The sequence below is a fragment of the Roseateles depolymerans genome (assembly GCF_003387155.1).
GTDB lineage: Bacteria > Pseudomonadota > Gammaproteobacteria > Burkholderiales > Burkholderiaceae_C > Roseateles > Roseateles depolymerans.
In genome coordinates this window covers 971,522-998,513 of sequence record NZ_QUMT01000003.1, presented here as the reverse complement: position 1 = coordinate 998,513, position 26,992 = coordinate 971,522, and the positions used below count along the sequence as shown (strand labels likewise).

Annotated in this window: 26 protein-coding genes and 1 riboswitch; of the genes, 17 read left to right on the top strand and 9 right to left on the bottom strand. The window is 67.7% G+C overall.

Annotated features, from left to right (window positions below):
- Positions 1 to 74: 74 nt before the first annotated feature.
- Positions 75 to 761 carry a DUF6515 family protein gene (locus tag DES44_RS18235; protein ID WP_147307135.1) on the top strand — a complete coding sequence of 229 codons (687 nt, stop codon included), beginning with the start codon at positions 75 to 77 and terminating at the stop codon, positions 759 to 761.
- Positions 762 to 1,115: 354 nt separating this feature from the next.
- On the opposite strand, the gene DES44_RS18230 is transcribed toward DES44_RS18235, so the two are convergent.
- Complete coding sequence (locus tag DES44_RS18230; RefSeq protein WP_058933384.1) at positions 1,116 to 2,123, bottom strand: XdhC family protein; 1,008 nt, start codon at positions 2,121 to 2,123, stop codon at positions 1,116 to 1,118.
- A 72-nt stretch (positions 2,124 to 2,195) separates the two neighbouring features.
- Between DES44_RS18230 and DES44_RS18225 the strand changes: the two genes are divergently transcribed.
- Together DES44_RS18225 and DES44_RS18220 are read left to right on the top strand one after the other, a co-directional pair.
- Complete coding sequence (locus tag DES44_RS18225) at positions 2,196 to 2,816, top strand: SRPBCC family protein (RefSeq protein ID WP_058933385.1); 621 nt, start codon at positions 2,196 to 2,198, stop codon at positions 2,814 to 2,816.
- 363 nt (positions 2,817 to 3,179) lie between these two features.
- Positions 3,180 to 4,268: an acyltransferase family protein gene (locus DES44_RS18220; protein ID WP_058933386.1), complete on the top strand. Its 1,089-nt coding sequence runs from the start codon at positions 3,180 to 3,182 to the stop codon at positions 4,266 to 4,268.
- 30 nt (positions 4,269 to 4,298) lie between these two features.
- Here DES44_RS18220 and DES44_RS18215 read toward each other — a convergent pair whose 3' ends face one another.
- Positions 4,299 to 4,991: a helix-turn-helix transcriptional regulator gene (locus DES44_RS18215; RefSeq protein ID WP_058933387.1), complete on the bottom strand. Its 693-nt coding sequence runs from the start codon at positions 4,989 to 4,991 to the stop codon at positions 4,299 to 4,301.
- Positions 4,992 to 5,052: 61 nt separating this feature from the next.
- Between DES44_RS18215 and DES44_RS18210 the strand changes: the two genes are divergently transcribed.
- Positions 5,053 to 6,357, top strand: a complete 1,305-nt coding sequence (locus DES44_RS18210; RefSeq protein ID WP_232309904.1) for an NAD(P)/FAD-dependent oxidoreductase — start codon at positions 5,053 to 5,055, stop codon at positions 6,355 to 6,357.
- Between the two features lie 55 nt (positions 6,358 to 6,412).
- On the top strand, positions 6,413 to 6,979 hold the full coding sequence (locus DES44_RS18205; RefSeq protein ID WP_058933388.1) for a DUF3885 domain-containing protein: 567 nt from the start codon (positions 6,413 to 6,415) through the stop codon (positions 6,977 to 6,979).
- 10 nt (positions 6,980 to 6,989) lie between these two features.
- Here the strand turns inward: DES44_RS18205 and DES44_RS18200 are convergent, their stop codons facing one another.
- Complete coding sequence (locus DES44_RS18200) at positions 6,990 to 7,376, bottom strand: VOC family protein (protein ID WP_058933389.1); 387 nt, start codon at positions 7,374 to 7,376, stop codon at positions 6,990 to 6,992.
- 108 nt (positions 7,377 to 7,484) lie between these two features.
- Between DES44_RS18200 and DES44_RS18195 the strand changes: the two genes are divergently transcribed.
- The 3 genes from DES44_RS18195 to DES44_RS18185 all read left to right on the top strand — a co-directional run bounded on the left by DES44_RS18195 (position 7,485) and on the right by DES44_RS18185 (position 10,960).
- Positions 7,485 to 8,771 (top strand): M16 family metallopeptidase, encoded by a 1,287-nt coding sequence (locus DES44_RS18195; protein ID WP_116001705.1) that lies wholly within the window; start codon positions 7,485 to 7,487, stop codon positions 8,769 to 8,771.
- On the top strand, positions 8,768 to 10,207 hold the full coding sequence (locus DES44_RS18190; protein ID WP_058933391.1) for a M16 family metallopeptidase: 1,440 nt from the start codon (positions 8,768 to 8,770) through the stop codon (positions 10,205 to 10,207). The genes DES44_RS18195 and DES44_RS18190 overlap by 4 nt, the downstream gene beginning before the upstream one ends.
- Positions 10,187 to 10,378: riboswitch (yybP-ykoY riboswitch) on the top strand. Its footprint overlaps the gene before it by 21 nt.
- 3 nt (positions 10,379 to 10,381) lie before the next feature.
- The gene (locus tag DES44_RS18185; RefSeq protein WP_058933392.1) at positions 10,382 to 10,960 is read left to right on the top strand and encodes a TMEM165/GDT1 family protein; all 579 of its coding nucleotides are present in this window, start codon (positions 10,382 to 10,384) and stop codon (positions 10,958 to 10,960) included.
- A 90-nt stretch (positions 10,961 to 11,050) separates the two neighbouring features.
- On the opposite strand, the gene glpK is transcribed toward DES44_RS18185, so the two are convergent.
- Positions 11,051 to 12,544, bottom strand: a complete 1,494-nt coding sequence (glpK, locus tag DES44_RS18180) for a glycerol kinase GlpK (RefSeq protein WP_058933393.1) — start codon at positions 12,542 to 12,544, stop codon at positions 11,051 to 11,053.
- A 137-nt stretch (positions 12,545 to 12,681) separates the two neighbouring features.
- Positions 12,682 to 13,446, bottom strand: a complete 765-nt coding sequence (locus tag DES44_RS18175; protein ID WP_058933394.1) for a DeoR/GlpR family DNA-binding transcription regulator — start codon at positions 13,444 to 13,446, stop codon at positions 12,682 to 12,684.
- 131 nt (positions 13,447 to 13,577) lie between these two features.
- Here DES44_RS18175 and glpD point away from each other — a divergent pair, with 131 nt between their 5' ends.
- The 7 genes from glpD (at position 13,578) to DES44_RS18140 (ending at position 21,255) form a co-directional block, all read left to right on the top strand.
- Positions 13,578 to 15,209 carry a glycerol-3-phosphate dehydrogenase gene (gene glpD, locus DES44_RS18170; protein ID WP_058933395.1) on the top strand — a complete coding sequence of 544 codons (1,632 nt, stop codon included), beginning with the start codon at positions 13,578 to 13,580 and terminating at the stop codon, positions 15,207 to 15,209.
- A complete protein-coding gene (locus tag DES44_RS18165) occupies positions 15,200 to 16,270 on the top strand; it encodes an ABC transporter ATP-binding protein (RefSeq protein ID WP_058933396.1) in 1,071 nt (356 codons plus the stop codon). The genes glpD and DES44_RS18165 overlap by 10 nt, the downstream gene beginning before the upstream one ends.
- Complete coding sequence (locus tag DES44_RS18160) at positions 16,270 to 17,397, top strand: ABC transporter ATP-binding protein (RefSeq protein WP_058933397.1); 1,128 nt, start codon at positions 16,270 to 16,272, stop codon at positions 17,395 to 17,397. The genes DES44_RS18165 and DES44_RS18160 overlap by 1 nt, the downstream gene beginning before the upstream one ends.
- A complete protein-coding gene (locus DES44_RS18155; RefSeq protein ID WP_058933398.1) occupies positions 17,394 to 18,278 on the top strand; it encodes a carbohydrate ABC transporter permease in 885 nt (294 codons plus the stop codon). The genes DES44_RS18160 and DES44_RS18155 overlap by 4 nt, the downstream gene beginning before the upstream one ends.
- The gene (locus DES44_RS18150) at positions 18,271 to 19,083 is read left to right on the top strand and encodes a carbohydrate ABC transporter permease (RefSeq protein ID WP_058933399.1); all 813 of its coding nucleotides are present in this window, start codon (positions 18,271 to 18,273) and stop codon (positions 19,081 to 19,083) included. The genes DES44_RS18155 and DES44_RS18150 overlap by 8 nt, the downstream gene beginning before the upstream one ends.
- Before the next feature lie 14 nt (positions 19,084 to 19,097).
- Positions 19,098 to 19,406 (top strand): DUF2160 domain-containing protein, encoded by a 309-nt coding sequence (locus tag DES44_RS18145; protein WP_058933400.1) that lies wholly within the window; start codon positions 19,098 to 19,100, stop codon positions 19,404 to 19,406.
- Between the two features lie 136 nt (positions 19,407 to 19,542).
- Positions 19,543 to 21,255 (top strand): ABC transporter substrate-binding protein, encoded by a 1,713-nt coding sequence (locus DES44_RS18140; RefSeq protein ID WP_198164956.1) that lies wholly within the window; start codon positions 19,543 to 19,545, stop codon positions 21,253 to 21,255.
- A gap of 167 nt (positions 21,256 to 21,422) precedes the next feature.
- Here the strand turns inward: DES44_RS18140 and DES44_RS26075 are convergent, their stop codons facing one another.
- Positions 21,423 to 21,842, bottom strand: coding sequence for a MerR family transcriptional regulator (locus tag DES44_RS26075; RefSeq protein WP_375137538.1), 420 nt, complete (start codon positions 21,840 to 21,842; stop codon positions 21,423 to 21,425).
- Between DES44_RS26075 and DES44_RS18135 the strand changes: the two genes are divergently transcribed.
- A complete protein-coding gene (locus DES44_RS18135; RefSeq protein WP_147307134.1) occupies positions 21,814 to 22,299 on the top strand; it encodes a hypothetical protein in 486 nt (161 codons plus the stop codon). The genes DES44_RS26075 and DES44_RS18135 overlap by 29 nt on opposite strands.
- 116 nt (positions 22,300 to 22,415) lie before the next feature.
- Positions 22,416 to 22,922: a tellurite resistance TerB family protein gene (locus tag DES44_RS18130; RefSeq protein ID WP_058933403.1), complete on the top strand. Its 507-nt coding sequence runs from the start codon at positions 22,416 to 22,418 to the stop codon at positions 22,920 to 22,922.
- A 26-nt stretch (positions 22,923 to 22,948) separates the two neighbouring features.
- On the opposite strand, the gene DES44_RS18125 is transcribed toward DES44_RS18130, so the two are convergent.
- The 3 genes from DES44_RS18125 to DES44_RS18115 all read right to left on the bottom strand — a co-directional run bounded on the left by DES44_RS18125 (position 22,949) and on the right by DES44_RS18115 (position 26,991).
- On the bottom strand, positions 22,949 to 24,925 hold the full coding sequence (locus DES44_RS18125) for an RDD family protein (protein WP_083525228.1): 1,977 nt from the start codon (positions 24,923 to 24,925) through the stop codon (positions 22,949 to 22,951).
- Positions 24,926 to 25,125: 200 nt separating this feature from the next.
- On the bottom strand, positions 25,126 to 25,641 hold the full coding sequence (locus DES44_RS18120; protein ID WP_058933405.1) for a hypothetical protein: 516 nt from the start codon (positions 25,639 to 25,641) through the stop codon (positions 25,126 to 25,128).
- A gap of 99 nt (positions 25,642 to 25,740) precedes the next feature.
- Positions 25,741 to 26,991 (bottom strand): HlyD family secretion protein, encoded by a 1,251-nt coding sequence (locus DES44_RS18115; protein ID WP_058933406.1) that lies wholly within the window; start codon positions 26,989 to 26,991, stop codon positions 25,741 to 25,743.
- Position 26,992: the final 1 nt, after the last annotated feature.

Here is a 26,992-nt window from a genome sequence, read left to right as displayed (position 1 = left end):
CCCGTAGACGCGGCCCCCCGGCCTGGCGTTGAATAAGCACTTGAACTTGTTGGGCCGCTCACGGCATTGCAATCATGAGCCCTCACCGTCACTCTCATCGGCGCTCCCAGTGGCGCTCTCACCGGGGTTATCGCTGGTTGATTCCCGTCACCCTCGCCCTGGTCTCCGGCCTGGCCGCTGCCCAGGACCGCTGGCACGGGCCCGGTCACTGGAGCGGACCCCGCACCAGTGTGAGCATCGGGCTGAATTTCGATTCCCGCTATCACCATGACCACTACTACCCGGCACCCGGGTACGTGGCGCATGGGCTGCCGCCAGGGTCGACCTACGTGGGCGGCCGCTACTGGTACGGGGGCGGCGTCTGGTACGAGCCCTGGGGGCCGCGTTACCGGGTGATCGTGCCGCCGGTGGGGCTGGTGGTGCCGGTGCTGCCGTCGGCGTATGTGACGCTGCGCATTGGCGGCCTGCCGTATTACTACGCCAATGGCATCTATTACAGCGCGGCGCCGGCCGGGTATGTGGTGGTGGCGCCCCCGCCCGGGGCGGAAGTGGTGCCGCAGACGCAGGTGGCGATGACGCCGCCGCCCAAGCCCGACCCCATCATCTATCCGCGTAACGGGCAGAGCGCGGCGCAGACGGAAGCAGACCGGCAGGAATGCAACCGATGGGCGACGACGCAGCCCGCGGCGATGAATGACGCCAATATCTTCAATCGTGCCGTCGAAGCCTGCATGGATGGGCGGGGCTACAGTATGAAGTGACTGCCCCCGCTGGTTCAGCTTAGGGCTGAACCAGACCGCCCCCCGAGGGGGCTGAGGGGCCGCCTTGGGGCGGCCCGGCGCCGGCCCCCTTCAGCGAACTTGCAGCCCCGCTGGACCGACGCTGCGCGCGGTCCAGCGACTTCGTGCGAAGAGGCGGCTCCGGTGGAGGATGCTCAACGTGGGCGGGGCGGTCGTTGGGTGAAGCGAAGTTGCAGCCCCGCTGGACTGACGCTGCGCGCGGTCCAGCGACTTCGTGCAAAGAGGCGGCTCCGGTGGAGGGGGCTCAATGTGGCGGAGGTGGTCGTCGAGCGAAGCGAACATGCAGCCCCGCTGGACTGAAGCTGCGCGCGGTCCTTAGAGGGCGCAGCCGGCATCGATGCCGGCGGGGGCGCTCGGCGTGGCGGAGACCTGCACGCCGTAGCGCTCGGCGGTCATGTGGGCCAGGATGGAGAGCGCGATTTCCGGAGGCGTGCGGGCGCCAATGTGCAGGCCCACCGGGCCGTGCAGGCGCGCCAGCGCTGCGTCGTCCAGGTCGAAGTGCTCTTTGAGGCGGGCGCGGCGCTTGGCCTGGTTGACCCGGGAGCCAATGGCGCCGACGTAAAAGGCCGGGCTGCGCAAGGCTTCCATCAGCGCCAGATCGTCCAGCTTCGGGTCATGGGTCAGCGCCACGACCGCCGTGTGGCCATCCGGCTTGAGCGCCGTCACCACGTCGTCCGGCATGTCTCGCGTCAGCGGCACACCCGCCAGCGTCCACGGATAGTCATCCCGCGGGTCACAGACCTTCACCTGATAGTCCAGCGCCAAGGCCATGCGCGCCAGATAGTCGCTGAGCTGGCCAGCCCCAATGATCAGCAGCCGCCATTGCGGTCCATGGTGCGTGATCAAGGCGTCGTCCGTCAAAACCAGTCGGTCCGCCGCCTCGCTGCCATGCTCGCCCGGCTCCGACAGCTGGACCGCCCCAGTCTTCAGATCCAGCCGGCGCACCACCCGCTCGCCCCGGCCCAGCCGCTCCAGCAGCACATGCAGTGCCGATTGCGGCCCCAGCGGCTCCAGCATCAGCTCCAAGGTGCCGCCGCAGGGCAGACCAAAACGCTGCGCAGCCTCAGCGCCGACGCCATACCGCACCAGCTCCGGCCGCTCCAGACGCAGCGCGCCCTCGCGGATGCGCGCGATCAGGTCGTCCTCAATGCAGCCGCCCGACACCGAGCCGGCAATCGTCCCGTCCTGTCGCACCGCCACCACCGCCCCGACCGGCCGCGGGGCCGAGCCCCATGTGCGCGTGATGGTGCCCAGCACCACTCGCTGATCCGCGTCCAGCCATTGCTGCACCTGGCGCAGCACCTGCAAATCCATGTTGTCCATATCCGGAACATATCCAATTACGCGGCAGGCCGCTTGAAACCCTTCAGGACCGACCCGGAGGACAATGGACCCATGCCCACCCTGACCCTCCACGACGACCTGACCGTGCCGGTGCCCCGTGCCACCGCCTGGGCGTCGCTGCACGATCTGCCGCTGCTGGCCCAGGCCCTGACCGAGGCCCACGGCAGCGGCGCGTCATTGACCGCCCACCCCGATCCCGCCGGCTATCGCCTGACGCTGCCCGGCTTCGAGGGCCACGTGCAACTGCTCGATGCGGAACGCCCCAGCCGCCTTCGCTTCAACTTCGATGGACGTGGCGCCACCACCGGCGCGGTACAAGGGCAAGTGCAGTGCCGCCTGGAATTGCTGGGCGCTGAGCGCACGCTCCTGCACTGGTCGGTAGTGCTCCAGACCGAGCAGCAACCGGGCGGGCTCAAGCTGCGCAGCATCACGGCGCTCAAGCGCCAGCTGCAGGTGCTGGAGCGCGTGGTGCGCCAGCGTCATGCCAGCCACCTTCCGGTCCCCGTGCCCCCAGTGCGCAAGCCGTGGCCACAGCGTCTGCTCGACTGGTATTTGGGCTGGTTCGCGGGCATGTTCAACGGCACGCTGTATCCCGTGCCCAAACCCCGGCCGAAATCCCAGCCAACGCCCCGGCCAACGCGTGAGCGGCGGCAAGACCCTCCCGCCCGGTGACCGCCGCCGGACCGCAGCCGGTGAGGCTCGCAATGTGATCAACCCGGCTCGGCAGTCACCCTGGGCGTCCCGTTCCCATCCTCAGCCCTAGCCCTAGCCCTAGCCGCAGCCGCAGCCGCAGCCGCAACCCCGTTGCCGTTCCCGTTCCCGGTCCCGGTCCCGGTCTGCGCTTTGCCGCTGTTGCGTCGCCCCGTCACTCCGGCCGCTGGGTGCGCCGCTTGCCTCCAGGAGCCCCACCGTCCGTCGCCGGAGGTGGGCGAGGAGCGCCACCCCGTCAGGGTATTCCCGCCCACCCCCTTTAGAATCACGCCCCATCTGACGGCCACCTTGGGTGGCCGCCGTTTTTCCTGATCGTTCTTTGCCATGGCCGCCGCCCGTCTTTTCCCGCTGGACGCCCTCCGTGCCGTCGCAGCGCAGCTGATCGTTCTGCACCATCTGTCCGCTTACGGCCCGATCGCCGAAGCCATGCACAGCCTCTTCCCGCTGCTGACGGGCTGGCTCTTCGATTACGGGCGCATGGCCGTCCAGGTGTTCCTGGTGCTGGGGGGCTACCTCAGCGCGCGGGCCCTGTCGGCGCAGGAACCCCATCTTCATCAAGCCGCTCCGGCCCTGCTGGCTCAGCGCTATTGGCGCCTGGTGCCGCCGTTCATGGCGGCTGTCGTCCTGACCCTGCTGGCCTCCTGGCTGGTGGAGCCGCTGCTGCCGGAGCTGGTGCCGGCCCAGGTCGAGGCTTTCCAGTTGCTCGCCCATGCCCTGCTGGTGCATGACCTGGTCGGCGTGGATGCGCTGACCGTCGGCGCCTGGTATGTGGCCATCGACTTCCAGCTGTTCGCCCTGCTGCTGGGCCTGCTGTGGGCCCTGCGCCGCCTGCCGCTGCGCCGCAGCACGCGGCAATGGCTGGCACCGGTGCTGGTGGGCGCCCTGTGCGCGGCCTCGCTGCTGCACTTCAACCGGATGGCCGCGCTGGACGCCTATGGCATCTACTTCTTCGGCGCGTATGGGCTGGGGTCGCTGCTGTTCTGGTGCCAGTCCTGGCCGCAGCCGTGGCGCCGCGCGGCACTGGCCGGCATGGCCGTGCTGATGGTGTCGGCCCTGGCCCTGCAGTTCCGCGAGCGGCTGGTGGTGGCAGGGCTCACCGCGCTGGTCGTGGCCCTGTGGAAACGCGGTCAGGGACCGGACTGGCTGCAGGTGCGCGTGCAGGGCTTCGCCCGCCATGCCTATGCGCTGTTCCTCATCCACTTCCCCATCTGCCTGCTGGTCAACGCGCTGTATGAGCATCGCGCCGAAAGCCCGGCACCGATGCTGGACGCGCTGGCGCCGATCGCGCTGCTGGCCGCCTGGGCCTTGAGCAATGTGGCGGCGCTGCCGTTCTATCACTGGGTGGAAGCGCCGCTGCTGCGCTGGCGTCCGCGGGCGGCGACGCTGCCGCGCGCTGGCGTCACGGTGCGCTGAAGCGCCGCCGCGACACAGCGCCACAGCACCTCAAGCCCAGTCTTCCCGCGCGCTGTCCAGCCGCTGCAGATCCGCCAGCGTCTTACCGGGTTCGTCCCGAAAGCGCTCGTCCATCACCTCCAGCTGCTGCACCCGGTCCACCCGGAAACTGCGGAAGTCCTCGCGCAGTTCGCACCAGGCCGAGAAGGTCCACACCGGTCCCCAGAAGAAGCAGGCCAGCGGACGCACCACGCGGCTGGTGGTCTGCTCATTGAGGTCGAGATAGGACAGCCGCAGTTTGTTGCGGGACTCGGTGGCCTGCCGCAACTGCGTCAGCCGCGCGCGCGTGGCTTCGTCCAGCCCGCGCTGCAGCGCATAGACGGTCAGGCTTTCCGCCGCGGCCCGAGCCGTGCCCGGCAGCACCGCCAGGATCTTGCTCAGCGCCTCTTCCGCGCGCTGCTCCAGCACCGCATCGAGCTGCGGCTGCGCCAGCCGCACGGCCGCCACCAGCGACTGCGCTTCTTCCGCGCTGAACATCAGCGGCGGCAGTTCAAACCCGACCCGCATTCGGTAACCCACACCCGCCTCGCCATCAATCGGCACGCCTTGCTGCTGCAAGGCCGCCACGTCCCGATAGACGGTGCGGATGGACACCTCCAGACGTTGGGCCAGGAATTCAGCGGTGGTCAGGCGGCGTCCGCGAATGAGTTGGACGATCTGGAACAGGCGGTCGGCGCGGCGCATAGCGGCATTGTCAGCGAACGCATTGACAGAAGAAGGTCGTCATCCCATTACTATCTGTGGCATGAATGCCGAATTGCCTCATGTCTTGATCGTTGGGTGCGGCTTCGGTGGCCTGGAAGCCACCAAGGTGCTGGACGGCGCGCCGGTGCGGGTCACCCTCATCGACCGCAGCAACCATCACCTGTTCCAGCCGCTGCTCTACCAGGTGGCGACGGCAGGTCTGTCGGCCCCGTCGATTGCCTCGCCGATCCGTCACATGCGGCGGCATCAGCGCAACCTCACCGTGCTGATGGCGGAGGTCACCGCCATTGACAAGGCCCGGCGGGAAGTGCATCTGGCCGACGGGCAGACGCTGAGTTACGACCATCTGATCGTGGCGGCCGGCGCCACTCACAGCTACTTCGGCAATGACCAGTGGCAGGCCCATGCGCCCGGACTCAAGACCCTGGCCGATGCCTTCAAGCTGCGCGCGCGGCTGCTCAGCGCCTTCGAGAAAGCCGAGACCCTGGCCGACCGCCCGGCGGAACGTGAGGGCTGGCTCACCTTCGTGGTGATCGGCGGCGGGCCGACTGGTGTGGAAATGGCCGGCACGCTGGCCGAGATTGCCCGCCACACGCTCAAGGACGAATTCCGTCGCATCGACCCCAGCCGCGCCAAGGTGCTGCTGGTGGAAGGATCGGACCGGGTGCTGGCGGCTTTCAAGCCGGCGCAGTCGGCCCAGGCGCAGGCGCAGCTGGAGCGGCTGGGCGTCACCGTGCGGGTGGGCTGCCGGGTGGTGGGCATCGACGAGACCGGCGTGGAGCTGCAAAAGCCCGATGGCCAGCGCGAGCGCATTGCCTCGCACACCAAGGTGTGGGCGGCCGGCGTGGCGGCGTCGCCGCTGGCGCGCACGCTGGACGTGCCGCTGGACCGGGCCGGGCGGGTGATCGTGGACGAGCACATGAACATTCCGGGTCATCCGGAGGTCTATGTGGTGGGCGACATGGCCGCGGCCCACAGCCTGGAAAAGGACGGCAGCCGCAAGCCGGTGCCGGGGGTGAGCCCGGGCGCCAAGCAGGCCGGCCGGCATGCGGCGCGGCAGATCCTGGCGCGGCTGCAGGGACGTTCAGAACCCGCATTCCGCTATCGCGACTACGGCAACCTGGCCACCATCGGCCGAAAGGCGGCCGTCGCGGACCTGGGCACGATTCAGTTCAGCGGCTTTTCAGCGTGGCTGTTCTGGCTGTTCGTGCACGTGTATTTCCTCATCGGTTTCCGCAATCGCGTGCGGGTGTTTGCCGATTGGGCCTGGGCCTATTTCACCTTCCAGCGGCATGCACGCATCGTCGTGGAGCCGCAGCAGCACGGCGATCCGGAAGAGGCTTAGGACGGCTGGCGCTTGGTGTCGAACGTCAAGTGGGTTCCCTGGAAGAATGTGACCCATGCACGTGAACTCCTCAGACCCTCTGGCGTGGTGGAACAGCCTGGCCACCGGCCTGCCGCCGCGAGGCCATCTGCTGCGCGACCATTGGCGCGAACGATGGCTGCGCCTGCACTCGTTGCCCGGCGCCAAACGCTACGCCGATACGCCTGAGGAAGCGCGGGAGATCGTGCAACGGCATGAGGCCGTGGGCTCTGCCCTCTTCACCGCCGGCGAGCCGCTGTTTGTGTTTCGAGCGATCTGGGAGCCGTCGCCCCGACGAAGCCGGTCCCGCCCCCGTCCGCAGATTGCGGGGCGGCAGTTCCGCGAGACGGTGTGTGAAATGGGCGAAGACCCACCCCTGCAGGTTCGCGGACTCGCCACCACCTGGAAGCCCGACTTCTTCGAAGCGCTGGTGGCCTTGGTGGCCGACAACCAGGAAGTGGGCCTCTCGCTGGCTTCTCCCGCCACCGGCAACATGCTCTGCCCCTACGATGGCGGCATGGACGTCTTCAGCGTCTCCGTCGCGCCCAACGAATTGGCCGCCCGCTTCGCAGCATGGCGTTCGTCCCAGCCGGACGGGCTGTGAGACCGCTGCGTCAGCCCATCGGCGAGCACAGTTCCACCAAGGTGCCATCGGGGCACCGGACATAGGACACGACCTGGCCCCACGGCTTGGTGACCGGCTCGGCCAGCCCCTGCGCCCCCGCAGCCAGGGCCTGGGCATAAGCCGCAGCCACATCGTCGGTCGTCAGGCCGATCTCCATGCCCAGCGGTGCGCCGTCGGACGCGCTGCGGTAGTCGTGCCCCAGATTGCCCCGGGCGATGTCGTGATGGGCAAAGGCCAGTGCCGTTGCGCCGGTCTCCACTTCGCCATAAGCGCCCGACTCATGCAGGAAGCGCCGCTGCAGACCAAAGGCCCGCTCGAAGAAGTCCAGCGATGCGGCGACGTCCGCCGTGTAGATGATGGTGTAGGCAAATTTCATGGTGGGGCTCCCTGTGGTGGATCGGCTGTCCCCCAGCTCTGGGGCGCATCCGTGGCGCGGATCATGACGACCGGCTGCTGACACCGCATTGGCAGCTATGCTGTGTGGATGTCCAGTACCAGTATCGAGCCTCAGCGCCTGCCCAATGGGCTGCTCTGGGTGGCACGTCCGGCCCCGGGGCCGCAGGTGGCCGTCCGTGTGGTCTACCGCGTCGGCGCCAAGGACGACCCCACCGGCCGCTCCGGCCTCACCCATCTGACGCTGCGCATGGTGGCCGGCGCCAGCCGCTACCTCGAGCCCGGCCAGTTCAACCGGATGGTCGCCCAGGCCGGCGGCACCACGCAGCTCGAAGCGGATGAGGACTTCGCCGCGCTGCAGACGGTGGTGCCTGCCCATCATCTCGAGCGCCTGCTCTGGGCCGAAGCCGAGCGCATGAGCAATCCACGCCTGGAGCCGGGCACCCTGGACCGTGCCCGCCTGCAGCTCCAGCAGGCCGTGCGCCAGCCGTTGATCCGGCCCTACGGTCGGCTGGACCCGGCCATCACCCGCAACGGCTACCTCAGTCATCCCTACCAGCGCGGTGCGCTGGGGGATCCGGACCAGCTCAAGGACCTGGACATCGAGGCCGTGCGGAGCTTCCACGCCGGCGCATTCCGCTGCGACCGCGCGCTGCTGGTCATCACCGGCGCGTGGGACGAGGCGACCTTGTCCCGCTGGGTGACGCATCACTTCGGCTCCATTCGCGCGCCGCTAATGCCGCCGCTGGAGACCCGCGAGGTCAAGGAGCCGCGCCGTCCGCAGAGCCAGACGGTGAAGATCTCCCTGCCGCAGGCCCCGTTGCCCGCGGCCGCCCTGGTCTGGCAGGCGCCCCGCGCCGACGATGCCACCACGCCGCTCTGGCAGGTGGCCCACGCGCTGCTGGCACGCGGACGCTCTGGCCGCCTCACCGACACGCTGGTCGACGAACTGGCCGTGGCCCATCAACTGAGCCTTCGACTGGTCCAGCGCCAGCAGGCGGGCTTGCTCGTGGCGCAAGGCCTGGCGGCGCATGGCCAAACGGCGGCCCCCTTGGCGCAGGCGCTGCAAAACGAAGTGCTGCGCCTGGCGGATGAGCCGGTCAGCGACGAAGAACTGGACAAGGCCAAGGCGCTGCTCAAGCGGGACTGGCAGGCCAGTGAGTGGACGGCCGACACGCTGGCCCGCAGCCTGGGCACGGCCTGGGCGGTGCGAGGGGACCCGCAGGCGCCCGGTCGCGATGCTGCCGCCTGGACGCGTGTGCAGGCCAAGGAGGTGCAGCAGCTGTGGCGCAGCCAGATCGTCCGCACGCCGGTGCTGACGCTGCTGGCCGATGTGGCGGGCGCTGCGGCGCCCGGTGCCTCCGGAGTGGTGGTATGACGCTGAAACGACGTGAACTGATGCTGGGCGCTGGCCTGGCCGGTGCCTGGCCGATGCTTCAGGCCCGCACCCAGGCGTCCAGCCCCGCAGGGACACCCGGAGGCTTCGACACGCCGCCGGAAGTGCCACCTGCTCCAGCCGTGCCGTCGCTGACGCTGCAGCAGGCGCGGCTGCCCAACGGGCTGCGCCTGATGGTGTTGCAACGCCCGGGTGCCGTGCGCACGTCGATGCGCCTGATCGGGGCCGGCGGCTGGCTGAAGGACCCGGCCGGCCGCGAAGGCCTGGCGGAAGTGGCGCTGACGATGCTGGCGCAAGGCGCGAACCGCGGCAACGAGGCGATGGATTCGGCGGACATCGCCTACGCCTCCGACCTGCTGGGCCGGCCGCTGCGCCTGGACCTGTCGCCCGCCACGGCAGAGGTGGCGCTGGAAGCCCTGCCGGACCAATGCGACGATGCGGTGAGCCTGATGGCGGACCTGGTGGGCGCCCCGGCCCTGTCCTTCGAAGCCCTGGAGCATGTCCGCAGCCGGGCCCAGGACGCCCTGCTGCTGCGCCGCGCCGATGCCGAGCAGCTCGCCCCCTGGGTGGGCCGCCGGCTGTTCTGGGGCACGGCCTATCCGCTGGCGACAGCCGCTTCGCTCAAGCGCCTGCGTCGCGATGAGGTGCAGGCCTTCCACCGTCTGTACTGGCAGCCGGACCGCACGCAAATGCTGTTCTGCGGGGACCTGACCCTGGACACCGCCCGCCAGTGGGCCGAGGACCTCTACGACGACTGGCGCGCGCCGAAGAATCCGCCGGCGTCGCTGACGGCGCGCACTGCCGACAAGGGCGTCGCGGCGGCAGCCCAGCCGGCGCCTGTGGCCCGGTTGATCCCGCTTCCGCGGGCGCTGGGCTGCCGCATGGTGCTGCAGACCGCCGTGCCGCGCAGCACACCGCCGGCGCTGCGAGCACTGGCCCGGCATCTGCTCCAGCAGCGGCTGATGGAGGCCTTGCCCTGGCCCTGGCGCAGCGACATGGAAGCGCCCGGCGGTCCGGTCTGCTGGCGCCTGTCGCTCAGCCTGCCGCCTGAGGCGGTGCCCGATCTGCTGGCCCAGGCCCGCGAGCAACTGCCCAAGCTGGCCGATGCCCCGGTCACGCCGGAAGACCTGGCCATGGCCCAGGCGCTGGCCCTGGGGGAATGGCAGTCGCGACTTCAGTCCGCGCCGGATGCGCTGCTGGCCGAAGCCCTGGGGCAGGGCGAGCTGGACGATGTGCTGCAGTGGCCGCAGCGTCTGCGCGCCGTCAGCGCGCCGGTGCTGCAGTTGCTGCTGGCCAGCAGTTGGCGGGAATCCCGCACGCAGGTGCTGCTGGTGGGCGAGGCCGGCCCGCCCGAGCCCCTGCAGCGGGCATGGCCGGGTGTGTCTGTGGTTAGAATGGCGGCTGTCATTGGGGAGTAGCCGCTGCACCCATTCAGCAGACCTGCGTCAACAGACTTGAGCCTTTGGGCTCATGGCGCGCGGTAGCCAGGAACCCACGGGTTCCCAGCCTGGCGAGACCTTTGACCATGCCCCCCGGGTTGCGGCCGGGGGTGGGCATGGTCATTGGGTTCTCTCGGCCGCTGAGTGTTTGTCATGGAAGCCTTCCTCATCTCGACTGGCCTGGTGGCCCTCGCCGAAATCGGCGACAAGACCCAGCTGCTGGCCTTCATCCTCGCGGCCCGATTCCGGCGCCCCATTCCCATCATCCTCGGCATCCTGATCGCCACGCTGGTGAACCATGCCTGCGCGGGCGCCATTGGCGCGTGGATCACCCATCAGGTCTCGCCGCAGGTGCTGCGCTGGGTGCTGGGCGTGGGCTTCATCGCCATGGCCGTCTGGACCCTGATCCCCGACAAGATCGACGAGGAAGAGACCGGCGGCCGCTTCAAGCTGGGCGTGCTGGGCACCACCATCGTGGCCTTCTTCCTGGCCGAGATGGGCGACAAGACGCAGATCGCCACCGTGGCCCTGGCGGCCCGCTTCAACGACCTGTGGCCGGTGGTCGCCGGCACCACCTTCGGCATGATGCTGGCGAATGTGCCGGCCGTGCTGATCGGCGACAAGCTGGCGCACAAGCTGCCGGTGCGTCTGGTGCATGGCATCGCGGCGGTTATCTTCGCGGTGCTGGGGGTGGCGACGCTGCTGGGGGCGGGCGAATCGCTCGGCGTCTGAGGCGCTGCCAGCGCAGGGCAAGCGCACTGAACGCCCGCTTTGCGCCCGCCTTGCGCGCGATCAGCGCGTGCACGCGCGCCCTGCGCGGGCTTAGCGCGTGCAGGCCTGGCGCACCGCCCGTTCCCACTCGGTCATGAGCTGCTCGGCGCGGTCCCGGGACATGGTGGGCAGGAAGGTGCGCTCGGTCTGCCAGTTCTTGCCGATGTCCGCCGTGCCCCGGTAAACGCCGGCCGTCAGACCGGCCAGGTAGGCCGCGCCCAGGGCCGTCGTCTCGATGACCTTGGGTCGCACCACCGGAATGCCCAGCAGGTCGGCCTGGAACTGCATCAGCAGGTTGTTCACGCAGGCACCGCCGTCCACCCGCAGCTCGCTGACCGGTGCGCCGCCGGCAGCCACCGCGTCCCGGCTCATGGCCTGCAGCAAAGCGGCGCTCTGGAAGGCGATGCTCTCCAGGGCCGCCCGTGCAATGTGGGCCACCGTGGACCCGCGCGTCAGCCCCACGATGGCGCCGCGCGCCTCCGCGTCCCAGTAAGGCGCGCCAAGGCCGGTGAATGCCGGCACGAACATGACACCGCCCGCATCGGGCACGCTCTCCGCCAGGCCCTGCACTTCGCCGCTGGCCTTGATGGCATTGAGCCCGTCCCGCAACCACTGCACCACCGCCCCGCCGATGAAGACGCTGCCTTCCAGCGCAAACTGCGGCGTGGAGGTGGGCTGCGCCGCACTGGTGGTGATCAGTCCGTTGCCGCTGGTCTGGAAACGGCCGCCGGTGTGCATCAGCATGAAGCAGCCGGTGCCATAGGTGTTCTTGGCCATGCCGGCTTCAAAGCAGGCCTGGCCGAAGAGGGCGCTCTGCTGGTCCCCGGCGATGCCGCCGATCAGCACCGGCGCCCCGAGATGGTCCGCCGCCGCCACGCCGAATTCATGGGCGGAGGGATGCACCTGCGGCAGTACCGATTTCGGAATGCGCAGCAGCGCCAGCAGCTCATCGTCCCAGCGGTTTTCATGGACGTTGAACAGCATCGTCCGGGCGGCATTGCTCACGTCGGTGACATGCACCTCGCCGTGCGTCAGCTGCCAGATCAGCCAGCTGTCGATGGTGCCGAAGGCCAGCTCGCCGCGCTCGGCCTGCTCCCGCGCCTGCGGCACGTGGTCCAGGATCCATTGCAGCTTGGTGCCGGAGAAATACGCGTCGATCACCAGCCCCGTCTTGCGCTGCACCAGCCCGGTGTGACCCTGCTCGCGCAGCGCCGCGCATTGCGGCTCGGCCCGTCGGTCCTGCCAGACGATGGCGTGATAGACCGGCTGACCGGTCTTGCGGTTCCACACCAGCGTGGTCTCGCGCTGGTTGGTGATGCCAAGCCCCTTCAGATCGGCCGCGGACAGGTTGGCCTTGGCCAACACTTCGCGCGCGGTGGCCAGTTGCGTGTCCCAGATTTCCTGGGCATCGTGCTCCACCCAGCCGGGCTGCGGATAGATCTGGCGGAACTCCCGCTGGGCCATGGCCACGATGCGGCCCTGGGCATCGAACACGATGGATCGTGAACTGGAGGTGCCCTGGTCCAGGGCCAGCAGGTAGGTCATGGTGTGTCTCGCTCTGTTGTGGTGCCGGGGCGGTCGCGCGTTGGCGTCGTGTCGTGCGTCCTTGCGGCGCCGCCCTCTGGTCGTTCTTTCGTCGTTTTCAGTCGTTCGCGGTGGTTTGCGGCGGTACGCAATCAGCCTCAGTCTGCCACCACCAGCTCCACCCCGGCATCGGTCATCAGGCCGGGAAAAGGCTCGGGCGGCCGTGCATCGGTGAAGAGGGCGTCGATGTGCTGCAGCCGCGCCACCTCGGCCATGGCGGGGCGGTTGAACTTGGTGGCATCGGCCGCGACCCACACCTCGCGGGAATGCTCGACGATGGCCCGCGCCACCATCACCTCGCGATAGTCGAAGTCCCGCAGGCTGCCGTCCGACTCGATGCCGGAAATGCCGATCAGGCCGATGTCCACCTTGAACTGACGGATGAAGTCGACGGCCGCTTCGCCCACCACGCCCCGGTCGCGATGCCGCACCGAGCCGCCCACCATCACCAGTTCGCAGTCCGGGTTGTCGCTCAGGATGGTGGCCACGTTGAGGTTGTTGGTGATGACGCGCAGGCCCTTGTGATTCAACAGCGCATGGGCCACGGCCTCGGTCGTGGTGCCCAGGTTCAGGATCAGCGAGCAGCCCGCCGGAATGCGCGCCGCAATCGCGCGGGCGATGCGCGCCTTGCCATCGGCCTGCATGGCCTGCCGCTGCCGGTAGGCGATGTTCTCGGTGGTGGAGGAGGGCACCCGCACCCCGCCATGGAATCGCGCCACCAGGCCGGCCTCGGCGAGCCGTTGCACATCGCGCCGCACCGTCTGCAAGGTGACGCCGAAGCGCTCGGCCAGCGCTTCCACGCTCACCGAACCACGGGCGCGCACCTCCTGGAGCAGATCGTTCTGGCGGGGATTCGGATTCATGGCGCGCAGACTAAAGCGAACCAAAACGAACACGACACCGGGTTATCCCTGGTCGGAAACGCGGCGAATCGCGCTAAAAAGAAAAAAGAAGAACACAAGCGCGTGCCTTGCGAGGTGCGCCAGGAGACGCCGTGACCGCAAGCCCCGCTGCTGCATTCGAAGGCTCCGCCCCGCCCGCGTCCTGCGACGTGCTGGTGGTGGGCGGAGGGATCAATGGCGCCGGCATCGCCCGGGACCTGGCCGGGCGCGGCTGGTCGGTGGTGCTGGCCGAAGCCTCCGACTTCGCCGCCCACACCTCGTCCTCGTCCACCAAGCTGATCCACGGCGGCCTGCGCTACCTCGAGTACTACGAGTTCTCTCTGGTGCGCAAGGCGCTGCAGGAGCGCGAGACGCTGCTGCGCAGCGCGCCGCACATCATGTGGCCCCTGCGCTTTGTCATGCCGCATGACGCGGCCATGCGACCGGCCTGGATGATCCGCATCGGCCTGTTCCTCTACGACCATCTGGCCCGGCGCGAAGTGCTGCCCGGCTCCACTGGCGTGAACCTGCGCCAGTCGCCGCTGGGGGCGCCGCTCAAGGCGCAGTACACCCGCGGTTTCGTCTATTCGGATGGCTGGGTGGATGACGCCCGCCTGGTGCTGCTCAACGCGCTGGACGCGCGGGACAAGGGCGCCAGCCTGCACACCCGCACGACGGTGGTCGCCGCCCGTCGGCAGGCGGACCACTGGCTGGCCACGCTGCGCGGTCCGCAGGGCGAGTTCACCGTTCGTGCGCGGGCGCTGGTCAATGCGGCGGGCCCGTGGGCCGAGAGCTTCCTGCGTGAGCATGCCCAGTCGGCCAAGACCGAAGCCCTGGCCACCAAGAGCCTGCGGCTGGTCAAGGGCAGCCACATCGTGGTGCGCCGGGCCTATGAGCATGACCATGCCTACATCTTTCAGAACCCGGACAAGCGCATCATCTTCGCCATCCCGTACGAGAACGACTTCACCCTGATCGGCACGACCGACGTGGAGTTGCCGGCCGATGCGCTGGCGGGCTTTGGCAAGGCGCAGATCGAGGAAAAGGAAGTGGCCTATCTGTGCGAACAGGCCAGCCGCTACTTTGCCAAGCCGCTCACCCTGGCCGACGTGGTGTGGACCTATGCCGGCGTGCGGCCGCTGCTGGACGATGCCTCCGGCGATCCTTCCGCCGTCACCCGCGACTATCTGCTGGAGCCGCATTCGGACGGCGGTGCGCCGCTGCTGAGCGTGTGGGGCGGCAAGATCACCACCTTCCGCAAGCTGGCCGAAGACGCGGCCGACATGGTGGGCGGCATGCTCGGCGACCGCCGCGCCGCCTGGACCGAATCGGCCTACCTGCCGGGCGGCGATCTGCGCGAGTGGATCGGCGCCCCCAAGCGCCCGGACACCGACTTCCAGCGCCTGCTCACCGCCCTGGGCCAGCGCCATGCCTGGCTGCCGCCGGCGCTGGCGCATCGACTGGCCCGTGCCTACGGCGGCCGCATCGGCCGCGTGCTGGGCGGCGCGGAAAACCTCAGCGATCTCGGTCCGGAAATCGCCCCGGGCCTGCACGAAGCCGAACTGCTCTATCTGGTCCGCGAAGAATGGGCGCAGTCGGCCGACGATGTCCTGTGGCGGCGCTCCAAGCTGGGCCTGCACTACAGCGACGCACAGCGCGCCGCCGTGCAGGACTGGTTCCGCCAGCAGGCCCTTCCCACCCCCCCTGACAACAACAACATGCAAAGAGACAGGTCATGGAGCTGAGTCTGCACGGTATCAGCCACCGTGTCGGGGCTCAGCCATTCCTCTATCCGCTGGACCTGCGTCCGGTCCCGGGCGCGGTCACCGTGCTGCTGGGCGCCACGCAGGCCGGCAAGACCACGCTGATGCGCCTGATGGCCGGCCTGGACCGTCCCACCGAAGGCCGCATCGAGGTGGACGGCACCGACGTCACCGGCTGGCCGGTGCGCCAGCGCGATGTCGCCATGGTCTACCAGCAGTTCATCAACTATCCGTCGATGACGGTGCGGGACAACATTGCCTCGCCGCTGAAGCTGCGCGGCAAGCTGGACCGTGCGGGCGTGCATGACCGGGTCGAGCAACTGGCCCGCAAGCTGCACATCGAGATGCACCTGGACAAGCTGCCCGCGCAGCTCTCCGGTGGTCAGCAGCAGCGGGTGGCCCTGGCACGGGCGCTGGCCAAGCAGGCGCCCCTGATGCTGCTGGACGAGCCGCTGGTGAACCTGGACTACAAGCTGCGCGAGGAACTGCGGGATGAACTGACCCAGCTGTTCGCAGCCGGCGATTCCACCGTGATCTACGCCACCACCGAGCCGGCCGAAGCGCTGATGCTGGGGGGCTACACCGCGGTGATGGATGCGGGCGAGCTGCTGCAATACGGACCGACCGCGGAGGTCTTCCACCGTCCCGCCTCGCTGCGGGTGGCGCGGGCTTTCAGCGACCCGCCGATGAACCTGCTGCTGGCCCAGGGCCTGGGCGACCGGCTGCAGTTGCTGCCGGGCCTGGACCTGATGCTGCCCGGCCAGGGCGCCGTCACCGTGGGCGTGCGCGCCAATGCCCTGCGGGTGCAGGCGCAGCCGGGGGACATCGCGCTCAAGGGCCAGGTGGAACTGGCGGAGATTTCCGGCAGCGACACCTTCGTGCATGTGCGCAGCGAAGTCGGCGACCTGGTGGCCCAGCTCACCGGGGTGCACGACTTTGACCTGGGCACGCCGCTGACGCTCTACCTGCAGGCCTCGCAGGTCCACGTGTTTGACGCTGCCGGGCTGCTGACGCGCGCGCCCGAGCGACGGGGAGGCCGCTGATGGCTCGCATCGACCTGGATCTGGCGCACGCCTATCGCGCCGACCCGCGCAGCGACGACGACTACGCGCTGCTGCCGCTGCGCATGAGCTTTGAGGACGGCGGCGCCTATGCGCTGCTGGGGCCGTCGGGCTGCGGCAAGACCACCTTGCTCAACATCGTCTCCGGGCTGCTCAAGCCGTCGCAGGGGACGGTGAGCTTTGACGGCAAGAACGTCACCGACCTGTCGCCGCAGGCCCGCAACATCGCGCAGGTGTTCCAGTTCCCCGTCATCTACGACACGATGACGGTGGCGGACAACCTGGCCTTCCCGCTGCGCAACCGCGGCGTCGCCCCGGACAAGATCCGCGCGCGTGTCGGTCGCATTGCGGAGATGCTGGAGCTCAGCGGTCAGCTCAACCAGCGCGCTGCAGGGCTGTCGGCCGATGCCAAGCAGAAGATTTCGCTGGGCCGCGGGCTGGTGCGGGAGGACGTGTCGGCGGTGCTGTTCGATGAACCGCTGACCGTCATCGACCCGCATCTGAAATGGCAACTGCGCCGCAAGCTCAAGCAGATCCACCATGAGCTCAAGCTCACGCTGATCTACGTCACCCACGACCAGGTGGAGGCCTTGACCTTCGCCGACCAGATCGTGGTGATGACCCGCGGACGGGCGGTGCAGGTCGGCAATGCCGCGGCGCTGTTCGAGCGGCCGCAGCACCGGTTTGTCGGCCACTTCATCGGCTCTCCCGGCATGAACTTCCTGCCGGGCCGCTTCCACCCGGAAGGGGTGCTGGACGTGGCCGGCCAGTCGGTGCGGCTGCCGCAGGGCCTGGCGCCCGAAGGACTGACCGCCCTGCGCGAATTCACGCTGGGCGTGCGTCCGGAATACCTGTCGCTGGCCGAGCCGGGCGCGGAAGGCGTGCTGGACGCGACCGTCACCCAGGTGCAGGACCTGGGCACCTACTGGCTGCTGACGGCCTCGCTCGGAGAGCATGTCGTCAAGGCCCGTCTGCCCGCGCAGGCGCAGCCGCCGGCCGTGGGTGACCCCATCGGGTTGCAGGTCATGAATGCCCACACCTGCTTCTACGGCGCGGACGAGCAGCTGATGCCGTCGCCCGCGTCCGTGCTCAAGGAGACCTCCGCATGAAACCGGTCAATCAGAAAGCCTGGTTCCTGGTGCTGCCGGTCATCATCTGCGTGGCCTTCTCGGCCATCCTGCCTTTGATGACGGTGGTGAACTATTCGGTGCAGGACATCATCTCGCCGGAGCGCCGCGTGTTTGTCGGCACCGAATGGTTTGTCGCGGTGATGCGCGATGAAGAACTGCATGGCGCGCTGCTGCGCCAGCTGGGGTTCTCGCTGGCGGTGCTGCTGGTGGAGATTCCACTGGGCATCGCGCTGGCGCTGTCGATGCCGGCGCAGGGCTGGAAGGCTTCGCTGGTGCTGGTGCTGGTGGCCCTGTCCCTGCTGATCCCCTGGAACGTGGTGGGCACCATCTGGCAGATCTACGGCCGCGCCGACATCGGCCTGCTGGGGGCGGGCCTGAGGGCCCTGGGCGTGGACTACAGCTACACCGGCAATGCGACCGATGCGTGGATCACCGTGCTGGTGATGGACGTCTGGCACTGGACCCCGCTGGTGGCACTGCTGTGCTTTGCCGGGCTGCGCTCGATTCCCGATGCCTACTACCAGGCCGCGCGCATCGACGGGGCCAGCAAGCTGGCGGTGTTCCGCTTCATCCAGCTGCCCAAGATGCGGGGCGTGCTGATGATCGCGGTGCTGCTGCGCTTCATGGACAGCTTCATGATCTACACCGAGCCTTTTGTGCTGACCGGCGGCGGCCCCGGCAATGCCACCACCTTCCTCAGCCAGTACCTGACGCAGAAGGCGGTCGGCCAGTTCGACCTGGGCCCGGCGGCGGCGTTCTCGCTGATCTATTTCCTCATCATCCTGCTGCTGTGCTTCATCCTCTACAACTGGATGCAGTCGCTGGGGCAGTCGCAGCAATCGGAGGCCGCCCATGGATGAGCGCCGGTTCAAGAAGAGAAGCCTCTTCCTCATTCTCTATCTGCTGTTTGCGCTGTTGCCCATCTACTGGATGGTCAACATGAGCTTCCGCACCAATGAAGAGATTCTGTCCAGCTTCAGCCTCTGGCCGCGTGAATTCACGCTGGCCAGCTACCGGACCATCTTCACCGATCCGTCCTGGTACAGCGGCTACATCAACAGCATGATCTATGTCGCCATCAACACGGTGATCTCGATCAGCGTGGCGTTGCCGGCGGCTTATGCCTTCAGCCGCTTCAGCTTCCTGGGCGACAAGCATGTGTTCTTCTGGCTGCTGACCAACCGCATGACGCCCCCCGCCGTCTTCCTGCTGCCCTTCTTCCAGCTCTACACGACGCTGGGGCTGATGGACACGCACCTGGCCGTGGCCCTGGCGCACCTGCTGTTCAACGTGCCGCTGGCGGTGTGGATTCTGGAAGGCTTCATGAGCGGCATTCCGCGCGAGATCGACGAGACCGCCTACATCGACGGCTACAGCTTCCCCCGCTTCTTCCTGACCATCTTCCTGCCGCTGATCAAGGCGGGCGTCGGTGTCGCCGCCTTTTTCTGCTTCATGTTCTCGTGGGTGGAACTGCTGCTGGCCCGTACGCTCACGAGCGTGGATGCCAAGCCCATCGTGGCCACCATGACCCGCACCGTCAGCGCCTCCGGCATGGACTGGGCGACGCTGGCGGCCGCCGGCACGCTCACTATCGTGCCGGGCGCCATCGTGATCTGGTTCGTGCGGCACTACATCGCCAAGGGCTTCGCCATGGGCCGGGTGTGAGGAAGGGATGAGAGATGTTTGACTGGATGGTGTGGACCCTGCCCGTGGCCGTGTTCTTCGGCTGCGTGGTGCTGATGCTGGTGGGCATGACGATCTGGGAGATCAAGTCGCCGACCACCTTGCGCAAGGGCTGGCTGCCGCTGCGCACCACGCGCGGGGACCGGCTCTTCATCGGGCTCTTGATGGCCGCCTACATCAACCTGGCCTTCGTGGGCCTGGGCGAGAAGATGATGGGCTGGTTCCAGCTGGAGGCCGAGCCCAGCGTGTGGATCAGTTTCGTGCTGTCGATGTTGGTGCTGGCGCTCATTCTCCGCAAGGGCTGATGGGGCGCTGCACGTCGGGAAGTTGTTGTTGTATCGGGATTCGGTTCCATCTCCCCCGGAACCGCCAATCCGTCCTCATCGGGGGATGCTCAATGAGAAGAAGGAGACAAGCGTGAACAAGAGCAAGTATTCCGCGCTGACCCTGGCCGCCCTGCTGGCCCTGGGGGTCCACAGCGCCTGGGCCGGTGAGGCGGAAGCCAAGAAGTGGGTGGACAGCGAGTTCCAGCCGTCCACCCTGGCCAAGGACAAGCAGCTGGCCGAGATGAAGTGGTTCATCGAGGCGGCCAAGAAACTGCAGGCCAAGGGCGTGAAGGAAATCTCGGTGGTGTCCGAGACCATCACCACCCATGAATACGAGAGCAAGGTGCTGGCCAAGGCCTTCACCGAGATCACCGGCATCACGGTCAAGCACGACATCATCCAGGAAGGCGATGTGGTCGAGAAGCTGCAGACCTCGATGCAATCGGGCAAGAGCATCTATGACGGCTGGATCTCCGACTCCGACCTGATCGGGACCCACTACCGCTACGGCAAGATCATGAACCTCACCGACTACATGGCCGGTGCGGGCAAGGAGTTCACCAATCCGGACCTGGACCTGAAGGACTTCATCGGCACCAGCTTCACCACGGCGCCGGACGGCAAGCTCTATCAACTGCCTGACCAGCAATTCGCCAACCTGTACTGGTTCCGCGCCGACCTGTTCGCCCGCAAGGACCTGCAGGACAAGTTCAAGGCCAAGTATGGCTACGACCTGGGCGTGCCGCTGAACTGGAGCGCCTATGAGGACATCGCCGAGTTCTTCACCAATGACGTGAAGACCATCGACGGCAAGCCCATCTACGGCCACATGGACTACGGCAAGAAGGACCCGTCGCTGGGCTGGCGTTTCACCGACGCCTGGCTGTCGATGGCCGGCGCTGCGGACAAGGGCATTCCCAACGGCATGCCGGTGGACGAATGGGGCATCCGCGTGGCGGACGACAAGTGCACGCCGGTGGGCGCGTCGGTCTCCCGGGGCGGCGCGACCAATTCGCCGGCAGCGGTGTACGCGCTGACCAAGTATGTGGACTGGATGAAGAAGTACGCGCCGAAGGAAGCCACCGGCATGACCTTCGGTGAATCCGGCCCGGTGCCGGCCCAGGGCCAGATTGCGCAGCAGATCTTCTGGTACACCGCCTTCACTGCCGACATGACCAAGCCCGGCCTGCCGGTGGTCAATGCGGACGGCACGCCGAAGTGGCGCATGGCGCCTGGCCCCAACGGCCCGTACTGGAAGCCCGGCATGCAGAACGGCTACCAGGACGTGGGCAGCTGGACCTTCTTTGCCAACCACGATCCCAACCGCACGGCGGCGGCGTGGCTGTATGCGCAGTTCGTGACGGCCAAGACGGTGAGCCTGAAGAAGAGCATCCAGGGCCTGACCTTCATCCGCGACAGCGACATCCGCAGCGACTACTTCACCAAGAATGCAGCGAAGTACGGCGGCCTGATCGAGTTCTATCGCAGCCCGGCGCGGGTGGCGTGGACGCCGACGGGCAACAACGTGCCGGACTATCCGAAGCTGGCGCAGCTGTGGTGGAAGAACGTGGCCCAGGCGGTGACCGGCGAGAAGACGCCGCAAGCCGCGATGGACAACCTGGCCGACGAAATGGATGCGGTGATGGCCCGCCTGGAGCGCGCCGGCATGGCCAAGTGCGCGCCCAAGCTCAACAAGAAGGAAGACGCGAAGAAGTGGCTGTCCGACAAGGGCGCACCGTGGGCCAAGCTGGCCAACGAGAAGCCCAAGGGCGAGACCATCGCTTATGACAAGCTGATCAGCGCCTGGAAGGAAGGGCGCGTGCGCTGATTTTCAGCAACGCTCTCTCAGCGAAGCCGCGTGAGCCTTTGGGCCGCGCGGCTTTTTTTGTATGCATTCAACAAGCACTGACGTGTCCGGTTTGGGCCAGCGCGCAGGCCAACTTCTTGCAGTGGTGGGTCCTCAAGATGCCAGGCGTTGCGAGTAGCGGCATGGGGTCAAGGACGTCTGAAGCGCTTGGGTCTTAGTGCTTTTGCCTCGTCTTCGTACAGCCCCAATTCATCGGAGGCCGACATCATGTCTTGGACCCCCTTTAACTGCCGGTCTTGGGCCTCTTTCAGGTGGCGCATGACCTCTGCTTTCACCAGGCGCCGATGGCCACCCTCTGTCCGTCGGACCGGGCCCAGCACGCCAGCGTCTGCAAGTGCGTTCAGATGAGTCCGAGAGACATGCAGGAGCCTGGATGCGGCTTCGCTGGTGATCTCCTCCGAGCTGTTCGCCGGGCAGGCGGGTGTCGTTTGGGCGATCCAGGCGGCAGTGGCATCATGCCTTTGGCGGACATGCACCGCGTGACTTCGCGGACAGCCGGCTTGAACATGAGGCTCATCTATGCGCGTTTTCCTCGTCACCCTCTTCATGTCGTTACTTTCTCTCAGTGAATCTGCATTGGCAAACCCCAAAAACACCTTCTCTCCCGATGCCAACGTCCAAAAAATGGCCGAGGCATACGCTCAAGACTGCATCGATTTGTCGAAGAAGCAGTTCAACATGACGCTTGATGGGTCCGATGCAAGCATCGCCAAGGTCGAGGAAGCACTCTCACTGATGCATGAATCGTTTCTCAAGATGAGTCCGCGTCCGACAGAAGCCCAGGTGATGTCGTTTGCCAAAGCCTTTGGGAGCTACATCGGTGAGGTCTACCGCAAGAATCACGGCGGCACCTGGGGCATCGTCACCATGGACGGAGAGCGGTTCCCCGGGATTCAAACCAAGTCCGGGGTGAACTTTTGGCCTTGGGCACGTGCGCGCAACCGCATCATGGAGGGGCCGGAGAACAACGTTGCCGACTACTACCGTGTCCTGCTTGAGAAATAGACAGTAGGCGCGCTGCTGGATGTGATGCCGCCTGACCTGATCAACGCGCTCCCTTTGACAAAGGCCCAAATCCTGCCCGGCAGACCCGGTCATGCGCCTTGTGTCACCATTCCCCCATGCTGAAAACCCTCAAAGACCTCTTCGACAGCCTGATGTCGCCCGAGTCCGTGGCCGGTATGCAGGGAGGCGGCGAACAGCACGCGGTACAGCTCGCGGCTGCGGTGTTGCTGGTGGAGGTGATGCGGGCCGATGACGGGCTCGCGGTCGCCGAGCGGACCGCCGTGCGCCGGGCCCTGGTCGAGAAATTCGTGCTGACGCCGGACGAGGCGGATCGTCTGGCGGAGCTGGCTGAAGGCACCGCACGCCACGCCACCGACCTCTTCGCCTTCACCTCCCGGATCGACGCCTGGGACATGCCCCGCAAGCTGCGGATGATCGAGTTGATGTGGGACGTCGCTTATGCCGACGGCCGGCTGTCGGACCATGAGCGCCATGTGATGTGGCGCATTGCCGATCTGCTGCACATCCCGCAGGGTGCCTATGTGCATGCCCGCATGCGGGCGCGGGAAGCGGCCGGCTTGCCGCCGGAGAGCGGTCTATCCGCCCCCGGCGAGCCACACTGACGCGACCCAGCGCTTCCCACCGTCGCTCATCGCGTCTGGAACACCACCCGCTCCGCCAGCTCCCGCGGCGCGACCTTCAAGCGCTGAATCTGGTCCAGCAACTGCGCGGCCCGCTCACAGGTCACCACGCCCGTGGTGTCGCCGCTGGTGTCATCGGACCAGAGCCGCGACAGCAGCCCCGGCGCCTGCGCGCCCAGCGTGCGGTACACCACTTCCAGCTCCAGCCGGGACGCTTCCCCCGCACGGGTGCGCGACGGTGGATCTTCCTGAGCTGCATTGGAGAGCCAGCTGGTCTCCCAGGCCATCACTTCCTGCGGCATCAGTCGGCGAGTGGCCGGTGAACCCGCCAGCCACGCCTGGCAGGTGTCCGCGCCCAGCGACTGCATCGCCCGCAACTGACCGCGTACCACCTGCAGATACCGACGCCGCGATTCCGCCGATCCGGAGATCAGCAGTTGCCGCACCTCCGGTGCAATGGCCATCTGCGCTGCCATCTGCGCCCCATCCATTTCCTGCTCAGTGCCCGCCAGTGCCAGCCGCGCATTCCGCATCTGCGTGGCCGCACGGTTCAGGGTGCCGGGGAAACGCTCATCCAGGTGGAACCACACCGGGTTGGACTTGAACGCTGCCACATATTCCGACAGCGGGGCCGGCTCGCCCGGCTTAGGACCGTCGGGCAGGGCCACGTCCATCGTCTTGGGCGGCTCCTGGATCAGCTGGTGACGCACCAGGTCGTCCGGGCTGGGGTACCACATGCTGCGAGACGGCGTCTTGAGCGTGCGCTGGATGTAGTCCTCCGGCAGTTCCATCTTGCGATAGGTTTCGGCCAGATGCTGATTGGCGATCTCTTCAAAGGCCGGGTTGTAGGTGCCGGTGGATGCCCGGTGGAACCCGAGCTGCGCTCCCGGCATCAGCTGGCGCTGGTTGCCGGCCAGGAACAGCAGCGTGCAGGCGCTCTGGCAGTCCCCGACCGCACGGGTGGTGGCGCCGCGCTTGCGCATCAGCACCACCATGTCCTCGGCTTCGGCCAGCCGGCCACCGGGGGAAGCCAGCTCGAAGGACTTCACATTCGGCGCGGTCTCCAGCAGCTTGCCCATGCGGCGGGCGTCGCCCATGCCGATGGGGCCTTGGAAATGCAGCGTATGCCCGTCCGTGCTGATCTTCATCTCGGCCTGGCCGATCGGGTCGATGCCCCGGGCCATCTTCCAGAACTCCGGCACCTGAGGAATGAAGCCGATGACCAGCGACGCCAGGATCTGCAATGCGCTGAAGAACAGGATCAGCCGGGCCAGTGCCGCCCACAGCAGCGAACCATTGGAGTCCACATACCCGCGCACCGCGCGCCAGCAGCCCACCACGCACCAGGTGTCCAGCAGCAGCATCAGCGGCCAGCCAATCAGCATGGCGATGCTGCCGGCCTGCAGCGCGTCGCCCTTCATCTGGATCCAGCTCATGACGCCCGTCAGGGCGGCCATCAGCGGCAGGGCCAGCAGGATGTTGTTGACCCAGAAGCTCTGCGCCAGGCTCTGCTCGCCGCGCCAGTGGGTGACCATGTAGTCGGCCAGCAGGCCGCGGCCGCTGGCGGGCAGCGGGCGGCTGCGTTCCACCGCCGTGCGGGACAGGCGGTCATGCCAGGTGCGGCCTTCCGCATCCAGCTTGGCCCACCAGAAGCCGGCGAACAGCGGCACCGCGGACACCAGGTAGCCGACCCAGCGGATGAGGGCCTGCAGCGGCGTCGGGCGACGGCCACTCTGGGCATCCACCACCTTCACACCGGCGATCAGCTTGCCGGGCGTGGCGCCTTGCCAAGCCCAGAACAGCACGCACATCACCAGCGGCAGGAGCCAGTTGATGGCCAGCGTGCCGGGCCGCATGTCGTCCCAGCGGCTGACCGGGTCCCCATACACGACCCACATCAGCACTGCGCTGCCCATGGCCCACAGCACGCCGTCAATGACCATGGCCAAGGCCCGCGTGGACGGTGCCGCCGAATGATTCCTCATGTTCCCTCTTCCCCCTCGATTCAGGGGGGAAGTGTAGTGAACCGCACCGACGCTGAGTTCCTGCCTGTGGGGGATGGACGACCAATCCGTCACAGCGCTGGCGATGGCGCACAGTGTCTGCTCAGCGTCGCAAGAGCGGCCGGCGCGCGGCCGCCGTCAGCGCCCAGGCCCTTGCTGCGGGCCTGCGGCAGGGGATGGCGTCAGTCCCAGAGGAAGCGTCGGTCCGGATAGACGACGCTGTAGCTGGTGCGCAGCACCACGCCGTCCTTGAAGTGGACGTTGAAGCGGAGCAGATAGCCGTTCATGTCCGGCGGCACATTCCAGTCCCAGACGTCCTCGCCACTGTTGCGGAAAAACACGCGGCTGCGCTCCCGGCCGAGCATGCGGGTGACCTGCTCCGGCGTCATGCCGGGCTGGACCTGCTCCCGCTGCGCCGGGGCCAGGGCATCGACGGCGCTCACAAACCGGTCCTGCGCATCCAGCCGGACCATGTAACAGGTCTGGCCGAAGGGCTGCGTGGCGTACTCCAGGGTGCGGCCGCCGTCGGCTTCCGGCCACACCCGGCTGGGCTGGCCGTAGTACTGCAGCAGCTCCGCGCCGGTGCTGACGCCGGGGCGCAGGCGTTCGTCCTTGATCGGTGTGGCGCAGCCGCTCAGGCCCGCGGTCAGGACCGCGGCGAGCAGGGCGCTGCTGATGACGGCTCCGAGCTGTCGCATGGGGCTGGATCCTTCAGGCTTGGGTGAGGAACAAGCCATTTTGCGCCGCGCGACAAAACCCGACTCGGTGCGCGGCCGGGGAGCGGGCGAATGATGAAGTCACCCGTTCTTCGCCAGACCCAGCACCGGGGAGAAGAGGTATTCCACGATGCGCCGCTCCTCCAGCACCAAGTCCGCCTGCAGCGTCATGCCGGCCCGCAGCGCATCGGCGCGGCCTTCCAGCCCGGGCGCGCCTTCGTCCAGGCTGACCAGCACGCGGTACACCGGGCCGCTGGCCTGCTGGCCCATCGGCAGCTCCCGCGGATCGACCGCGGAGCGGGACACGCTGATCACGCGCCCCCGGCCAATGCCGAATTTTTGATACGGAAAGGCGTCGAACCGGAGGCGGACCTCGTCCCCCGCCTTCACGAAACCGATGGCGCGGCTGGGCGCAAACAGCTCCACCCGCAGCGGCCCCTGCACCGGCAACAGGTCCGCCACGAGGGTGCCGGCCCGCACCGACGCCCCCGGTTCCACCCGCACGTTGCCGACGCGGGCATCAATCGGCGCGACCAGTTGCACGCGACCGCGCCGCACGGCCTCGGCGTCCCGCTGCGTCAGCGCCGCGAGCTTCTCGCCGACTTCCGCCAGCGCGGCATCCCGCTCGGTGCCGACACTGCTGAGCTCATGCCGGGTGTTGCGCAGGGTGGTGTCTCGCGCCAGCATGTCCTGCCGCACCGACTCGCGGCTTTCGGTGATGGACAGCACCGCATCTTCCAGCTTGTCGGCATCGCGACGGGAGAGATAGCCCTGTCGGGCCAGGTCCGCCTGGTCCTGCACCTGCCGCTGCGCCAGGGCGGCGCGGCGGTCCAGGTTCTCGATCTGACGCCGGTACTGGATGAGCTCCGCTTCCAGGCTGCGGATCTCCTCCTGCAGCCGCGCCTCGCGCTGCTGATAACGGGCGCGGATGGCGTCGCGCTGCTGCTCCAGCTGCTGTCGCTCGCGATTCAGCCCGGCGATGAGGCGGGTGGACAGGCTCTGGCCCTGTTCCAGCTCGCCATCCAGCCGCAGAGTGGCGATGGGGGCGCCCCGATTGATGCGGTCGCCCTCGACCGCCTGGAGCTGTTCCACCACGCCGTCCACCTGCGCCTCCACGCGGATGACGCCGCCTTCGGGACGCAGCCAGCCGGTGACGGTCTCCCGCCGTGCATAGGTGCCGAAGAACAGGAACCCCACCACCAGCACGAAGACCAGCACCACGGTGGCGGTCACCCAGCGGGCACCGGCCGGCACTTGCAGGAGGACCTCTCCCAGCAGCCGCTGACCGCGATGCTCGATGGCCTCTTTTCGGAACAGGGATTTGGTGCTCATG

Bases quoted from the DNA above. Each gene is read 5' to 3' on its own strand.
- DES44_RS18185 (WP_058933392.1), top strand. From the start codon at position 10,382: ATGGAAGCCTTCCTCATCTCGACTGGCCTGGTGGCCCTCGCCGAAATC.
- DES44_RS18215 (WP_058933387.1), bottom strand. From the start codon at position 4,991: ATGCGCCGCGCCGACCGCCTGTTCCAGATCGTCCAACTCATTCGCGGA.
- DES44_RS18225 (WP_058933385.1), top strand. From the start codon at position 2,196: ATGCCCACCCTGACCCTCCACGACGACCTGACCGTGCCGGTGCCCCGT.
- DES44_RS18150 (WP_058933399.1), top strand. From the start codon at position 18,271: ATGGATGAGCGCCGGTTCAAGAAGAGAAGCCTCTTCCTCATTCTCTAT.
- glpK (WP_058933393.1), bottom strand. From the start codon at position 12,544: ATGACCTACCTGCTGGCCCTGGACCAGGGCACCTCCAGTTCACGATCC.
- DES44_RS18130 (WP_058933403.1), top strand. From the start codon at position 22,416: ATGCTGAAAACCCTCAAAGACCTCTTCGACAGCCTGATGTCGCCCGAG.
- DES44_RS18200 (WP_058933389.1), bottom strand. From the start codon at position 7,376: ATGAAATTTGCCTACACCATCATCTACACGGCGGACGTCGCCGCATCG.
- DES44_RS18115 (WP_058933406.1), bottom strand. From the start codon at position 26,991: ATGAGCACCAAATCCCTGTTCCGAAAAGAGGCCATCGAGCATCGCGGT.
- DES44_RS18205 (WP_058933388.1), top strand. From the start codon at position 6,413: ATGCACGTGAACTCCTCAGACCCTCTGGCGTGGTGGAACAGCCTGGCC.
- DES44_RS18220 (WP_058933386.1), top strand. From the start codon at position 3,180: ATGGCCGCCGCCCGTCTTTTCCCGCTGGACGCCCTCCGTGCCGTCGCA.
- DES44_RS26075 (WP_375137538.1), bottom strand. From the start codon at position 21,842: ATGAAGAGGGTGACGAGGAAAACGCGCATAGATGAGCCTCATGTTCAA.
- DES44_RS18155 (WP_058933398.1), top strand. From the start codon at position 17,394: ATGAAACCGGTCAATCAGAAAGCCTGGTTCCTGGTGCTGCCGGTCATC.
- DES44_RS18195 (WP_116001705.1), top strand. From the start codon at position 7,485: ATGTCCAGTACCAGTATCGAGCCTCAGCGCCTGCCCAATGGGCTGCTC.
- DES44_RS18145 (WP_058933400.1), top strand. From the start codon at position 19,098: ATGTTTGACTGGATGGTGTGGACCCTGCCCGTGGCCGTGTTCTTCGGC.
- DES44_RS18160 (WP_058933397.1), top strand. From the start codon at position 16,270: ATGGCTCGCATCGACCTGGATCTGGCGCACGCCTATCGCGCCGACCCG.
- DES44_RS18175 (WP_058933394.1), bottom strand. From the start codon at position 13,446: ATGAATCCGAATCCCCGCCAGAACGATCTGCTCCAGGAGGTGCGCGCC.
- DES44_RS18230 (WP_058933384.1), bottom strand. From the start codon at position 2,123: ATGGACAACATGGATTTGCAGGTGCTGCGCCAGGTGCAGCAATGGCTG.
- DES44_RS18190 (WP_058933391.1), top strand. From the start codon at position 8,768: ATGACGCTGAAACGACGTGAACTGATGCTGGGCGCTGGCCTGGCCGGT.
- DES44_RS18120 (WP_058933405.1), bottom strand. From the start codon at position 25,641: ATGCGACAGCTCGGAGCCGTCATCAGCAGCGCCCTGCTCGCCGCGGTC.
- DES44_RS18210 (WP_232309904.1), top strand. From the start codon at position 5,053: ATGAATGCCGAATTGCCTCATGTCTTGATCGTTGGGTGCGGCTTCGGT.
- DES44_RS18125 (WP_083525228.1), bottom strand. From the start codon at position 24,925: ATGAGGAATCATTCGGCGGCACCGTCCACGCGGGCCTTGGCCATGGTC.
- DES44_RS18235 (WP_147307135.1), top strand. From the start codon at position 75: ATGAGCCCTCACCGTCACTCTCATCGGCGCTCCCAGTGGCGCTCTCAC.
- DES44_RS18135 (WP_147307134.1), top strand. From the start codon at position 21,814: ATGCGCGTTTTCCTCGTCACCCTCTTCATGTCGTTACTTTCTCTCAGT.
- DES44_RS18165 (WP_058933396.1), top strand. From the start codon at position 15,200: ATGGAGCTGAGTCTGCACGGTATCAGCCACCGTGTCGGGGCTCAGCCA.